Annotated in this window: 19 protein-coding genes; 12 read left to right on the top strand and 7 right to left on the bottom strand. The window is 46.8% G+C overall.

Going from position 1 to position 13,461, the window contains the following annotated elements:
* Positions 1-532 precede the first annotated feature (532 nt).
* Entirely contained in the window at positions 533-808 is a 276-nt protein-coding gene (locus KWJ01_RS01355) for a tyrosine-type recombinase/integrase (protein WP_224994476.1), read from the top strand.
* A 460-nt stretch (positions 809-1,268) separates the two neighbouring features.
* Complete coding sequence (locus tag KWJ01_RS01350; protein ID WP_224994474.1) at positions 1,269-1,391, top strand: RNA ligase family protein; 123 nt, start codon at positions 1,269-1,271, stop codon at positions 1,389-1,391.
* 23 nt (positions 1,392-1,414) lie between these two features.
* Here the strand turns inward: KWJ01_RS01350 and KWJ01_RS01345 are convergent, their stop codons facing one another.
* Positions 1,415-1,825: a helix-turn-helix domain-containing protein gene (locus KWJ01_RS01345; protein WP_224994473.1), complete on the bottom strand. Its 411-nt coding sequence runs from the start codon at positions 1,823-1,825 to the stop codon at positions 1,415-1,417.
* Between the two features lie 150 nt (positions 1,826-1,975).
* On the opposite strand from KWJ01_RS01345, the gene KWJ01_RS01340 reads away from it, so the two are divergent.
* On the top strand, positions 1,976-2,839 hold the full coding sequence (locus KWJ01_RS01340; RefSeq protein ID WP_224994472.1) for an SDR family oxidoreductase: 864 nt from the start codon (positions 1,976-1,978) through the stop codon (positions 2,837-2,839).
* 31 nt (positions 2,840-2,870) lie between these two features.
* On the opposite strand, the gene KWJ01_RS01335 is transcribed toward KWJ01_RS01340, so the two are convergent.
* Positions 2,871-3,059 (bottom strand): hypothetical protein, encoded by a 189-nt coding sequence (locus tag KWJ01_RS01335; RefSeq protein WP_224994471.1) that lies wholly within the window; start codon positions 3,057-3,059, stop codon positions 2,871-2,873.
* Positions 3,060-3,243: 184 nt separating this feature from the next.
* On the opposite strand from KWJ01_RS01335, the gene KWJ01_RS01330 reads away from it, so the two are divergent.
* The 9 genes from KWJ01_RS01330 to KWJ01_RS01290 all read left to right on the top strand — a co-directional run bounded on the left by KWJ01_RS01330 (position 3,244) and on the right by KWJ01_RS01290 (position 10,010).
* Complete coding sequence (locus KWJ01_RS01330; RefSeq protein WP_224994470.1) at positions 3,244-4,077, top strand: SDR family NAD(P)-dependent oxidoreductase; 834 nt, start codon at positions 3,244-3,246, stop codon at positions 4,075-4,077.
* Positions 4,078-4,084: 7 nt separating this feature from the next.
* On the top strand, positions 4,085-4,996 hold the full coding sequence (locus tag KWJ01_RS01325) for a helix-turn-helix domain-containing protein (RefSeq protein WP_224994469.1): 912 nt from the start codon (positions 4,085-4,087) through the stop codon (positions 4,994-4,996).
* Between the two features lie 286 nt (positions 4,997-5,282).
* Positions 5,283-5,849, top strand: a complete 567-nt coding sequence (locus KWJ01_RS01320; protein WP_224994468.1) for a Crp/Fnr family transcriptional regulator — start codon at positions 5,283-5,285, stop codon at positions 5,847-5,849.
* Between the two features lie 78 nt (positions 5,850-5,927).
* Positions 5,928-6,668 (top strand): SDR family NAD(P)-dependent oxidoreductase, encoded by a 741-nt coding sequence (locus KWJ01_RS01315; RefSeq protein ID WP_224994467.1) that lies wholly within the window; start codon positions 5,928-5,930, stop codon positions 6,666-6,668.
* Positions 6,669-7,033: 365 nt separating this feature from the next.
* Entirely contained in the window at positions 7,034-7,348 is a 315-nt protein-coding gene (locus tag KWJ01_RS01310) for a hypothetical protein (RefSeq protein ID WP_304502755.1), read from the top strand.
* A 2-nt stretch (positions 7,349-7,350) separates the two neighbouring features.
* Positions 7,351-7,959 (top strand): bifunctional 2-polyprenyl-6-hydroxyphenol methylase/3-demethylubiquinol 3-O-methyltransferase UbiG, encoded by a 609-nt coding sequence (locus tag KWJ01_RS01305; RefSeq protein WP_224994465.1) that lies wholly within the window; start codon positions 7,351-7,353, stop codon positions 7,957-7,959.
* Between the two features lie 121 nt (positions 7,960-8,080).
* Positions 8,081-8,497, top strand: coding sequence for an antitoxin Xre/MbcA/ParS toxin-binding domain-containing protein (locus KWJ01_RS01300; RefSeq protein WP_224994464.1), 417 nt, complete (start codon positions 8,081-8,083; stop codon positions 8,495-8,497).
* Positions 8,498-8,499: 2 nt separating this feature from the next.
* Positions 8,500-9,021, top strand: coding sequence for an RES family NAD+ phosphorylase (locus KWJ01_RS01295; RefSeq protein ID WP_224994463.1), 522 nt, complete (start codon positions 8,500-8,502; stop codon positions 9,019-9,021).
* 89 nt (positions 9,022-9,110) lie between these two features.
* Positions 9,111-10,010: a hypothetical protein gene (locus KWJ01_RS01290; RefSeq protein WP_224994462.1), complete on the top strand. Its 900-nt coding sequence runs from the start codon at positions 9,111-9,113 to the stop codon at positions 10,008-10,010.
* A gap of 68 nt (positions 10,011-10,078) precedes the next feature.
* Here the strand turns inward: KWJ01_RS01290 and KWJ01_RS27880 are convergent, their stop codons facing one another.
* From KWJ01_RS27880 to KWJ01_RS01270, 5 genes are all read right to left on the bottom strand, one after another.
* Complete coding sequence (locus tag KWJ01_RS27880; RefSeq protein ID WP_255650988.1) at positions 10,079-10,201, bottom strand: hypothetical protein; 123 nt, start codon at positions 10,199-10,201, stop codon at positions 10,079-10,081.
* A gap of 70 nt (positions 10,202-10,271) precedes the next feature.
* The gene (locus KWJ01_RS01285; RefSeq protein ID WP_224994461.1) at positions 10,272-10,553 is read right to left on the bottom strand and encodes a hypothetical protein; all 282 of its coding nucleotides are present in this window, start codon (positions 10,551-10,553) and stop codon (positions 10,272-10,274) included.
* 353 nt (positions 10,554-10,906) lie between these two features.
* Positions 10,907-11,089 carry an OprD family porin gene (locus KWJ01_RS01280; RefSeq protein ID WP_224994460.1) on the bottom strand — a complete coding sequence of 61 codons (183 nt, stop codon included), beginning with the start codon at positions 11,087-11,089 and terminating at the stop codon, positions 10,907-10,909.
* Between the two features lie 11 nt (positions 11,090-11,100).
* Positions 11,101-11,820, bottom strand: coding sequence for a peptide chain release factor H (prfH, locus tag KWJ01_RS01275; RefSeq protein ID WP_224994459.1), 720 nt, complete (start codon positions 11,818-11,820; stop codon positions 11,101-11,103).
* Positions 11,821-11,827: 7 nt separating this feature from the next.
* Entirely contained in the window at positions 11,828-13,234 is a 1,407-nt protein-coding gene (locus tag KWJ01_RS01270; RefSeq protein ID WP_224994458.1) for an RtcB family protein, read from the bottom strand.
* Between the last annotated feature and the right edge of the window lie 227 nt (positions 13,235-13,461).

The following is a 13,461-nucleotide window of genomic DNA, read 5'->3' as shown; positions in this document are numbered from 1 at the left end:
TAAGCTCAAATCAACCCTTAGCAATAACCCCTAAAATAAAGTAGCTTAACTAACGCTTCTACTCATCCATTCCTATAGGGTGTTCACTTTACCCGGAATAACCTGTTCAGTTTTAACGGAATATGCAATTTGCCAAATGGCTATGTCTGCAAAAACTTTATAGCAGTGCCTTAAAAAGATGGAGAAGAAAGTCTGGATTACATTCAACACCGTTCTCATCCGGTGCTTTATCTCAAGGCTCCTGATGATTTACTAGATGAAATTGTAAGTTGAAAATCGATCTTTAACTGGCCCTAAATATAGTGTGGCTTATAATTCCTACAAATATTTAATGTAGTTAGAAAGTAATCACTTTATAGAAGCCTCCCTTTTAACGTTAATAAACAAAGAATTTAATTGCATTTTTCCAATCAGGGTCCGGAGGTTCAAATCCCTCTGGGATTGTGAAATACCGTTTCACCTTTGTTTCACCCGATAAAATGTTTCACCTTTCAACGATCTGACTATCAGGTGAAACACTAAAGACGTTCGAATCCCTCCTCGTCTTTGCAACCAAAAGCTTAATCTAAACCTGAAAGAAATTGCTAAGCTCGTCGGCATCCAGAAGAACGTTACCCATCACGTTGCCCGCCACACCTATGCTACCACCACCTTGCGGGATAATGACATTCCCTTCGACGTAATCAGTGTCTTATTAAGACATACTAATATCAAGCAGACCATGATCTACGCCAAAAACAGCGACAAGTTCATGGATAAGTTAGCCGATAAAATCGAAAGGAATATCAGCAAGAAGAAAGAGAACTAAAAGTAAGCATCCTAAAAATAACGAGGGCGAACTCTACCTACGACTATTGAACGAGGGCGAATTTTCTTTGATTTCGCCCTCGTTCATTTTTGCAGCAAAGCACCTTCACCCCAATATTTGCTCCTGGCCCTCATGATCTGTCCCCCTATCCAAAGCGTTAAATTTAATTTTAGTTATCGCCTCACACCGCAAGAACTCGTACAAATGTCGTGAGCAACACGTTGAGCATTCGTAGATGCTTCCTGCAAGATGGGCTCACACACAAAGGATATTAATTTTCATCAGTTGCGCCACCCCTTATAATAGGTACAGGCAGGATCTGGAAATGCTCAAGGTAGGTAGTTCATACTGAAAAATTAGACGGCGGAATACCTGTCTGAACAAATGGGGCATTTTTGCACCCTCGCATGCAGCCCCTACAGAGCATCCATAGGCAAATTACCTGAAACAAAAACGGGATATGATCCGGCTTGAGCTGGAGATCTTCAGTGAAAACCTCTACGCCGTTCACTCCATCGAGTATCAGAAGCTGCAGGTACACTTCTATGTATTTGCAACGAGACCTGGTGTGGTCTGGCCCTGATAAATACAGTGGAATACAGGCTTCTACTGTTTTTCGCGGGCGAGCCGTTGGTACTTCTCAATGGCCGCGTCTTTTCCCCCCTGAAGTTCTTCCAGCAAGCCAGGATCGACGACAGTGGGGCAATACTTGGTTCCCCACAGAACGAGCGTCACAAGGATCGGGACGATATCAACGCCTTTTTCCGTCAGCCGGTAGGTGAACTTCGATTTTTTATCGGCCGCCACGGCCTTGGTTATGATCCCTTGCGACTCCAGGATCGCCAGGCGGTCAGCCAGTATGTTGGTCGCTATTTTTTCCGCTGACTGCAGGAATTGCCCATAGGTAGACTTCCCCGCAAACACCATGTCCCGAAGAATGAGCAGGGTCCATTTGTCCCCCAGCACGTCGAGCGATGTGCTGATGGGGCAGGTAGAACGCTGTTTTAGCTCTTTCATAAAAAAAGGGTTATATTTTAACTTGCAATTTGCAAGTTAACTGTTTTATCTTGCACTTGCGAATTGCAAGCAAATATAAGCGGGTTTTGCTCCTAACGCCACCGGGAGCGCCTGTCCGGATCAGAATAGGTGGTTTTTATTTCTTTTATCATGATTTTAGTAACTGGAGCCACTGGTGGGTTAGGCCACCAAACCATCGACTTTTTGCTCAACACCACCCCGGCCGCAGGAATCGCCGCCCTGGTGCGCGACCTCAGTAAAGCCACGGACCTCTTGCAGCGGGGCGTAGACGTCCGGCAAGCCGACTACTTTGACTACCCGGCGCTGGTGGAAGCCTTTCGGGGCATCGATAAGGTGCTGCTGGTTTCCGCTGTGGCGTTTACCGACAGGGTGCTCCAGCACCGGAACGTCATCGACGCCGCGAAGGAAGCCGGGGTAAAGCACCTTTTCTACACTAGCATCCAGCGCAGCACACCTTTTGTGATGCAGGAGGTCACGGAAAGCGATCTAGCCACTGAAGCCTACCTCAAAGCGTCGGGGCTGGTATACACCATTCTCAAAAACGGCTACTACTTTGAAGGTCTTGGGTACCTGATTGGGAGCCAGGTGCCGGGCTCGGAGATACTTTTCACAGCGGGAGAAGGCAAGATAGCTTTCGTCAAGCGGACAGAACTCGCTGCCGCCACTGCTGCCCTACTGACCAGCGAAGGACATAACAACCAGGAGTATACCCTATCGGGAAGCGAAGCCTATTCGTTTCACGACATCGCCCGGGAACTCTCTGCGTTAGCGGGCCACCCCATCGCGTACAAAAGCAGCGAACTGGCACCCTACATCGCCCAGAAAGTAGCCGCCGGCTTCCCCGAAGTCGTTGCAGGCTTCCTGGCCCAGTGGGGGGCCGCCGCAAAACACGGTATGCTGTCGGGTACGCACGATACCGTTGAGCGTCTGCTAGGCCGCAAGCCAACTTCGCTGCGGGAGTACCTGAAAACGACTTATTTCCCGGGTACCTGATCACTTGTAGCGGCGGCCAATACCACATGCATCAATCCAACGAGGCCAGGCAGGTGACTTTCCACATAAGTTCACTTGCCTGGCCTGCTTGGCCATCGCTGGCTAGGGGCAGTGCATCTACAAAAGCATCTATAATCCTAACTGGAATATCTGCCTGTATGGATGCCTCCAGACTAACAGAAAAAGTCTGAATATGGTCTTTGCCTGTAAGATGGTGCATCACTCAATTTATACAAAGCTGTTGTTAAGGTATAGCGCCTTCAACACTTTTAGCAGCAGGCCTTTCCGCACAAACTGACGTTAGCGGTACTAAAACAATCAAATCCTGAATCTGAATACTTTTATCCTTGATTTGAAAACTTTATAAATCCAGGTAGCCTGTAGTTTTGTAAAAAACAAATATTATGAGTAAGCAGAAAGTTTGGTTGATTACAGGAGCGTCTAAAGGGATGGGTCTTGAAATTACAAAAGCAGTCTTAAGTAACGGAGGCGAAGTCATTGCAACTTCCAGAAATACGGAAACGCTTTTAGAAAAAATTGTGGATTACAAGGATCATCTACTCCCTGTAAAGTTGGACATCACCAAAGAAAAAGATGTCGAAAATGCTATCTCCAAGGGCATAGAAAAATTCGGTCGAATAGATGTTGTGGTGAATAATGCAGGATATAACCTCTTAGGAAATATCGAAGAACTAAGTGATACCGAGTTTAGAGAAACAATGAATGTAAATATTTTTGCAATGGCCAATATCATTAGGAAAGTCTTGCCACACTTACGCAGGCAAAAATCCGGGCATATCATTAACACTTCTTCAATGATGGGATATGGGGGTTATGCGGGCAATGGAAGCTATAATGCATCAAAATTTGCTGTTATCGGACTATCAGAAGCTCTTGCTCAAGAAGTCGCTCCTTTTGGGATAAAAGTAACGATTCTTGCACCAGGAACATTTCGTACTAGTTTTATGAACGAGAACAGTCTTAATGTTGCGAAAAATAAAATTGACGCGTATAATTTAGATAAACAGGTTGAACTGTTTACGGGATTTGACGGCAAACAATTAGGTGATCCTGAAAAATTAGCAGAAGTACTACTTAAAATTACTGAAATGTCCAATCCGCCCTTGCATCTTCCTTTAGGTTCTGATAGCTACAACGCTATTTCAGAACTACGTAAAAATGAGGAAAAAGAAATGGAAAGATGGAAAGCCTTATCTTTATCTACTGATTTTAAATAATTGTAGCGTGAAAAAAGCTGCTCCTTATAGAATTCAGTCAATTTCAGAGCTTCATAGCTTATTTGGCTTGCCAAAGCCCGATCATCCATTGATAAGTGTTATTGATTTTGAATTGCTGAAATTTGGAAACATCAAAATTTGGAAAAGCTTTTACTATGATTTCTATTGCGTAGCCTGTAAAAAAGGATCTTCAGGAAAATTCAAATACGGGCAGGGCAATTATGATTTCGATGAGGGCGTTATGAGTTTTACCAAACCAGGTCAAATTTTTTCTGTCACGAATGTTACAAATGATCCTGTGTCAGGTTATATGCTCATCTTTAAACCTGATCTGATTCGGCACTATGAATTGGGAAAGGTAATTGGGAATTATGGGTTCTTTTCCTATTCCACTGCGGAAGCCCTGCACCTTTCTGAAAAAGAAGACAAAATAATTATGTCTCTTATGCATCAAATGCAGGATGAATTAAAAAATAATATTGATCATTATAGTCAGGAGCTAATTGTTTCCCACATCGACCTGCTTCTCCGCTATGCAAAGCGTTTTCACAATAGGCAGTTTCTGACACGAAGTGCTGTAAATAACGATTTAGTTGCTAATATGGAAGAATTGATTGATAAGTATCTAAAAAGTGATGCTACACTTTCGGGTCTGCCAACAGTTAACTTTATTGCGGAAAAGCTCAATGTTTCTCCCAATTACCTGAGTGATCTGTTGAAAAACATTACAGGCAAAAATGCTCAAACCTATATTCAGGAATTTGTAATTGACAGAGCTAAAGAACTGCTTTCAACTACTGATTTAAGCGTAAAGGAAATAGCTTATGATTTAGGTTTTGAGTATCCGCAATCATTTAGCACAATGTTCAAAAAGAAAACTCAAAAAACCCCACTGCAATACAGAACCTCATTTAATTAAATAATTACTACCAGCAACAACATATATAAAGAATTTGCTTTTTATAAGTTTACAAATTACCCATGACCTCCCCCCAATGAATCGGACCGTTCAAAAATAGATAAATCTGGCAATTTCGTAACTTATAAAAAAGCAGATTGCCATGAAGAACCAGCGGCTGGCGATCCGGTTCTCCGGGCGATCGAAGTTCAAAGATTCGTCAAAAAAATATAAAGCAGGCCGTAGGCTTCTTCATTATTTAACAATTGGTAAATCGCACCCAAAGCCTTTTGCTAAATTTGTAGCCATGGAAGCAATGATCGAATATATTCTGAAATTTGGCAACCTGAATAAGCAGCAATTAGATCTTATCAAAAGCAAGGCAACGGAAGTTGTCCTACGCAAGGACGAATATTTCTCGGAAGCAGGAAAAGTGCCAGCACAGGTTGGCTTTGTGGTGGAGGGTGTGGTGCGCGGCTGTTATTACAGCAAGGAGGGAGAAGAAATTACCCGCTGTTTTATCAGTGAAAACAGCTTGGTATGCGATTATGTAAATTTTGAGGCAAACACTGTTTCTTCGGAATACCTGCAGGCCTGCACCGACTGCAAACTCCTGGTGTTCTCAAAACAACATTGGAATGAGCTCTCCCAAACCATTGTAGAATGGGACCCTATCAAAAACAAGATGGTGCAACTCTGTATGTACCAGAAGTCCAGGAAGGGACCGGTCATTTCTCAAAATGCCACCACTCGCTACCTGGAGTTCATGAACAATCACCCATCCCTGCTCAACCGGGTTCCCCTGGCGTACATTGCTTCCTACCTGGGTGTTACACAACAATCCTTAAGCAGGATCAGAAAAAACATCCGCTGAGCACTCTTTACCATTTGGTAAATCATTTCATTTCTAATCGGCCAATCTTTGCTCTATCAATTCTAAAATACAAAAAAGATGAAAAAAGCATTGATTACCGGAGCGAACAAAGGCATCGGCTTTGAAACAGCAAAACAACTATTGCAAAAGGGGGTTTACGTTTACCTCGGTAGCCGAAGCATAGAAAACGGCCGGCAGGCAGTTGAAAAACTGAAAGCCGAGAACCTGCATTCCGTAGAAGCGATTCAGCTTGATGTAACCGACGATACTTCAGTAAAAAGGGCACGAGCTGAAATCGGCAAAAAAACAGAGGTGCTGGACGTTTTAATCAACAATGCAGGGATCAATGGAGGCGCCCCCCCCTACACCGCCCTGGAAGCAAGTCCTGAGCAATTTGAAGCGGCCTTCAACACCAATGTGATTGGTGTGGCCAGAGTCACCAACGCATTCACAGACCTCTTGCAAAAATCAGCCGAACCCAGGGTCGTGATGGTAAGTTCGTCGGTAGGCTCCCTAAGCCTTCAGAGCGACCCCAGCTGGGCAGCCTATGCCTATGGAAAATATGCCGTATATGCTGCTTCCAAAGCGGCCCTGAACATGTACACGGTGCATTTGGCCTACGAACTAAGAGACTCCGCCTTCAGAGTAAACATGGTCGACCCGGGATACACCAAAACAGCATTTACCCACTACCACGGAGGCGAAGTTGCAGAAGCAGCAAAACGCATTGCCACTTGGGCTTTGATCGACCAAACCGGACCGACAGGGCAATTCATCAGCGAGGAAACCAATCCGGGAACAGGCGTAATTCCCTGGTAAAAAGGCACTAGCCATAGCACTGGCTTTTGGACCAGCTTCACATTAAGGGGCTAATGGGGTTAAAGTATTCCAGCCCCTTTTGCTATTTTATGATGGATGACTGAAAATAATAAACTTCTACATCTGCCATTGCCCCAAGCGCCAGCCTTTGGGTAAAATGAAAGGTGAAGAACTACTTGTAATTCATCAGGCAAAGCGAATTTTTATTGCAACTATGTTGCAATAATAAAGCTAAATTATTAATATCAAGCTGGTTTTGTAAGCCTGCAAAGGGAATACCTTATCAAAAGATATTGGGGGAGTGCAGGCGGGTGACGAAAACTCACACATGATGCGCCTGTTGGCAAATTCAGTTTGTGCCGGAAATGCCGCCGGAGCCAAAAAAAGCAGCACGCTGCCTTAAACAATTTCAAGCAACTCAAATCATGACAGAAGTTTTTATTACCGACATCCCAAATAAACTTAGGGCAAAGAGGGTTTCAAACCGGCTTCAAAGCGAAAATGCAGCCTGGAAAATCAACTTTGACTTCAACGAGACCAGTTTACCTTATCCCTGTGGACATACCATTTTGAGGGTTGAAGGCAAGCCCATCGATTCAGACAAAATTTTAGCAATCGTAATAGAGCAGGGCTTTGCCTGCGAAATGCTGGCAGATAAAATTTGTGCACAAAAAGGGTAGTCATGACAGAATTTTGGGAAGAAGCTTTCAAAGATAAACAGGAAATGTGGGGCTGGACACCTGCAGCCTCTGCCGTATTGGCCAAGGACTTTTTTGTTGCTCAGCGCGTAAAAAACGTGCTTATTCCAGGCATTGGCTATGGCAGGAATGCACAGATTTTCAGAGAAGGGGACATGCAGGTAACAGGAATCGAAATTTCACAAACTGCCATTGCGCTGGCTCACAAACATTTTGGAAACGACCTCACTATTTATCACGGTTCCGTAACCGATATGCCTTTTGACAATAAGCAATATGACGGCATTTTCTGCTACGCCCTGATTCACCTGCTGGATGCTGCCCAGAGGCAAAAGCTTCTCCAGGACTGCTATAATCAATTGACAGAAGGGGGCTACATGGTTTTTACTGCCATTTCAAAAGAAGCCCATACCTATGCCCAGGGCAGGTACATCAGCAAAGACCGCTATGAAGTATTCCAAGGCGTTGAAATGTTCTTTTATGATGCAGCATCCATAAAAGCTGAATTTAGCGCTGTAGGATTGATTAACATCGCAGAAGTGAGCGAGCAATATCCCTTCTTCATGATCACCTGCAGAAAGAGCGGAGGCTGAATCCGACGCCTATATTCAATAAAACATGATCGTATCGCTTTTAAAAGTAGAAAATAATAATAGAATTTTCCGTTTTTAATGATGAAATTTCCGTAAACTTGGATGAGCAAAAAGTTTAACCATGTCAGCACAGGCACAAGATACAGAGGGACTGCTAGTCGTAAAGGACAACCTGCAGCTCATTCACCTGCGGGATGAGGGCGTGGATGTACAGTACTTCCGAAACCTCCAGGATCATTCCAGCATGCCTAAAGCAGAGCTGGCCCATTTTCTAGGGGTAGATCCTACGACGGTTGACAATTACCGGAAGCAGAACAAGAAGTTTACCGGCGATTCTGCTGAAAAACTACTGAAGCTCCATCGCTTATTTGCCCTGGGAGAAGAGCTATTCGGCTCTACCGATGAGTTTACCGACTGGCTGCACATGCCCTCTCCCGGACTGGAAGGACAAAAGCCTGTAGGCTTGCTGCATTCCATCACGGGTATTGGCGAAATAGAAAAGCAGCTTAACCGCATCATCCACGGCTATGTTGCCTAAGCATGCTGCTCTACCGCATTATCTTTTCCAAATACGCTGAGGCCAGGTTTGCCCCCGGTGAATCAGGCCGCTGGAATAGGGATGGGGAGCGCGTGCTCTACACCAGCACCTCTCCTGCCCTGGCCATGTCGGAAACCATGGCCCACCGCCTGGGGCAGGGATTTCTTTCCGCTGGCTATAGTCTTATTACTTTTGAAATCTCAGATAACACCCCTTTCGAAGAAATAAGCCGCACCCAGTTGCCCCAAGACTGGCGCCTGTATTCCAGCTACGCCATTAGTCAGCCTTTAGGCTCTGCATGGTTCAAGCGAAAGGAAACGCTCCTGCTACGCGTACCTTCCGCTGTCGTCCCTGGTGATTATAATGTTGTGGTCAATGCCACGCATCCCGATTACGACCAGCTCCGGGAAATCAGCCGGGAGGCATTTCCTTTTGACCAGCGTTTTATCCAGGCTGATGAAGAGCTGAAAGAAGGCCGCACTAAAAAGGCCAAGGAAGTAAAATGGGGTAGCAAGAAAAAGTAATTGTACTCATCACTGCGCTGCTTTACATAACCACCTCCCCTCTATCTCTGTTAGCAATTTAAATTGTTATACCAAAAACTACTGAAGACATGCAATACAACAGAGACTACCAGAACAACCGCTACAACAGCTTTGATCGTGACAGAGGTAGAAATGAAAGGTCTGGTAACGATAGCGTTTACGAGTCCCGCAATGACAGCCGCGGCTACGACAGCTTCTATGATTCCAGCTATTCCGATAGAACACGCCATTCCGCCAGGGACTGGGACAATGATGGAAGCCTGGCAAGAGAGACAGCGTATGATCATGATGCCGCCAGGCAAAGCCGTGGCTTAAGCAACGGCGGAGGCTATCCAGATTCTGACAGGAACCGGGATTACCAGGGCGGCAGAAATTTCAGCGACTACAACAGAGAGCCTTCATACAACAGCAGCAGGGACTATAGTAATCGAAGCCAATCTTTCGACAGAGATGAGTACCGCAACGAGCAGGACTTTAGCCGTAGCAATGGTGGTGATTTCGATAGAGGCCGCATGTATGGCAGATTTAACCAAGAGAGCCGCAACAGGGGCTTTGATGACTTCCGGAACCAGGATACTGGCTACAATGCCGGCAGGGGCCGTGACAGCTATAGTAACAACGATTTTTATAATAGCGATAGAGGAGAATACAGCCGGGGCTATGACTATGACCGGAATCGTGGTTTTGAATGGGATCGCGGCTATGGCCACAACCAGCAGTATGATCGTCAGCGCGACTACCGCAATGATGATTACGGCAGGGACCAAAACTTTGGCCGCACTGAACCCCGTTCTGTTAAAGATAAATACAGCAGCAGCTCCCTCCATTATAGCGGCATTACCAGTATCGGTGAAGGCGATGAGCGGAACCGCGACCGCTACGAAGGAAGCAGGTATATTGGCAACCAGCGGAACGACAGAAACTTTGCTGGCAGCGGCATAGGAAGCTCACAGCGCTACCGCTATTAACAGGCGCTAATAAACAGCGGAGGATAGCCTCATCAGAAATAAGGATTCCTTTGCATACTTGCCCCAGCTTAAAACAGAACAGCCCCGGAGCGCTCCGGGGCTGTTCTGTTCTTTTGCAAAATGTGTTTTAGCTGGCAAAGAGCCACGCCTATCCCCTCCTCCTGGTCTTCTGCCGTAGCGCTCTTGAGCACTAAGTTGTTTTACCCCGGGGCTAATTTTCAGGAAGATGCCGGAACAGTGCCCCTGCCACTACAAACAGTTTTATTTAGTTGTATTTACCTCTATTCCCTGGGCCGCATCAAATTCCGTGATCGGCACAATATCACTTAACCGATCCCTTATTCCCGGACTTTGAATTCTGTAGATACCATAGCCATCTTTATCAGAGCCAAGGGCACCAAGCTCAACCATATAGTACGCATCCCTGCGTTTGACTATCAGGTACTTTCGCTTGATCTCTTCAGAGACAGGCATTACCGTATACTCATTCGACATCAGGTAATGGGTAAAACTTAAAATTTCATTATTGCTTTCAATATTCATAATATTCTTTATTTAAGGTTTTTATTCAGCTTTTTTGGCTGTTATTGAATCACTTGTTAGCCAGGTGCATGTAGCCGGGAATCTTCTGCTGTATGTAAAATTTTACAACTTTAAATTGTAGCTTATACTAGCTTATACTATTCAATAATCGATCTCCGTCCGACAAGACCTAGCCTGGCGAGACCCGGTCTGATAGACTTGATTGTTTAATAATCATTGATAAACCAGCTCTTGAGCTTCCTGCTTTCTTTTACTGCTGATTGTACTGAAGGGTTACCCCGGCTTCATTTGCTTCTCCAGGAGTGGGAAGAGGAATACCAGTAGATATACTTCCCTTCAACGATCAGCACATGCTACGGGATGTAATTAAAGCACGTCAGCAAGCTGCTCCAGGTACGCCCGATAAGGCAATTGGCCCGGGCATGCCCGCCATCATGGCTTAGGGCATAGTTGAGGTTCTCCAGAACATCCTCCGGGCTGTAGGGATAGCAATTCAGTGCCCTGATATAGTATTGATCAGCCAGTGAAACAGCCATAGCATTTTTATTTAATCGTTCATGTTGTGTAACCGCTTTTTCCATTCCTGCTTTTGGGCCGGCCGCTGCCCTCTGCTTTTTTCGGGCTGGTGATAAGGCTTAAAGTCGCTGCCACGAAATACCCGCACAGGGTTGCCCCGCGCCAGTTCATTGTGTTGCTGCCAGTTGGCCTGTATGCTTTCCTGCTGATGCCGCAGGCGCTGCCCGGCCAGGAGATGTGACAGCCGCTCCCTGGCTGCCTTTTTATTTTGCAGCTGTGAGCGGTGATCACTGGCCATCACACTTAAGCCTGTTGGCAGATGTGTGGCCCTTATTGCAGTACTCACTTTGTTAACATGCTGCCCGCCAGGACCACCTGCACGGGTTGCTTCGTAGCGGATGTCATGGTCCCTGAGCATATAGCCTCCTTCGGCCAGTGCCAGGCGGCTAATGCCAACAAACCAGTTTTTGCGCTTGTGGTGTCTGCGGTAGGGGCTTTGCCCTACCCACAGAACACTCCCCTCCCACTGCTGCAGGAATTCTGCTACCCCCTGCCCTTCCAGCTTTACAGCAGCAGAGTAGAGGGTGCCATTCTCCATAGCTGGTTCCCTGCCTATCACCACCGGCTCCAGGCCCTTCATCCTGGCTTCCTGAAGCAACAGCTTTAGCACCTGTGCCACCACCCAGCAACATTCCGCAGGGCCGCGACCGGAGGTGATTTGGATCAATATCTCATTCTTAAGATTGCTCATACTCTTTTTAGTTTTTATCCATGCGGACGATTTTGGGGGTGAAGCTGCCGATTACGTCCACCAGCTCCCTTTGGCAGGCCATTACCTCCTCCAGGTTTTTATAGGCTATAGGAGCTTCGTCAATACCACCGCCAATGAGGGTTACACCTTCACGGCTTAGCACCTTTTTTAGCTCGCTGCCGGTAAAGCTTTCACGCGCCTGTTGGCGTGATAGTCTTCTGCCAGCGCCATGCGAAGCACTGTTCAGGCCTGCTGGGTTGCCCCGGCCCCGGACGATGTAACCCTTCGCCGCCATGGAGCCGGGAATAATGCCCAGCTCCCCTTCTGCTGCGGGGGTAGCGCCTTTGCGGTGCACGACGCATTCTTCGCCCTCTTCACCCCTCTCTTTCCAGGCAAAATTGTGGTGATTTTCTACCCGTGCTACAGGTTTAATGCCCATGTAGCGGCTAAGGTGGTAGTGGATCTGGTCATGGCAGGCTTTGGCATAATCGCCTGCCAATTGCATCGAAAGCCAGTATTCTGCACCTGCTTCGCTCTCAAGCTCCAGCCACGCAAAATGGTTGGCCTGCCGTGGCAGCAGGCAGCTGTTGCGGGCAAGCTGGGTGTAATGGTTAGCTATGGCCGCACCCAGGCCGCGGGAACCGGAGTGCGACAGCAGCGCCAGGTATTCTCCTTTTTCCAGCCCCAGCCCATTGCCTTCCTCCAGTCCGGCTATGCCCCATTCCACAAAATGGTTACCTGAGCCGGAGGTACCCAACTGTTTTACCGCTTTGCCATGCAGCTGCCGGAGCAGGGGCGTTAGCCCAAAGGCAGGGTTATCCAGCACCGGATGCTCCTGGGTGATACCAAGCTCTCCGCCAGTTCCAAAGCAGGTCTTTTCTTTTAGCGACTGCTTAAAGCTGTAGGCATTGCGCCTGAGGTACTCGGGGCCGATGGCATAAATGCTTAGGCTCATGCGGCAACCAATATCAACCCCTACGCCATAAGGAATTACAGCATTACGGGTAGCCAGCACGCCGCCAATGGGCAGACCGTAGCCCTGGTGGGCATCTGGCATCAGCGCCCCTTTAACAGCAATGGGCAGCCGCATGGCCAGCTCCATTTGCTGCAGGGCATTGCTGGCTATGCCTTTGCGCCCAAATACCTGCAGTTGTCCGCTGCTGCGTAAAAGAGCAACTTCCTCCCTAGGCTTTAGCTCGGGCTCCGGCATAAACTCCGCTGCCAGCATACCCAGCAGCTCATGAGATATAAAAGCAGCAGGATCTTGCTGTACCTGCTGCAGCAGTACCAGTTGCTCCTGCTTTGACCAATGTTTGTAGTGCCTGGCCATCAGGTCAATCGCCAGGCTTTTTGCTTTATTTGATGTATAGTGAATTGCGCTTAAATCTTTTCCGCGCAGTTTGTTCTGGCCCATATCGCCAATTGATTAGGTATAGCTCTCCCGGCCTGTTTCTTTTTGGAGCACAGGAAAGCAGATAAAAAAGAATTTATAGAAGTGACCGGCTGGTTGGTGCCCAGGCAAAAAAGCATCGACAACAAAAAAGCCCGGTCGGGTGACCGGGCTCTACATGTATATACTGCCAGGTAAAAATTTACCTAGAGCCGGTCGTCTGGATGATATGGAAATAATGCACCAACATA

Origin of the sequence: Cesiribacter sp. SM1 (assembly GCF_020178975.1) — a bacterium.
Taxonomy (GTDB): Bacteria; Bacteroidota; Bacteroidia; order Cytophagales; family Cyclobacteriaceae; genus Cesiribacter.
The sequence above is the reverse complement of the archived record's forward strand: the minus strand, read 5'-3'. Positions and strand labels throughout refer to the sequence as shown.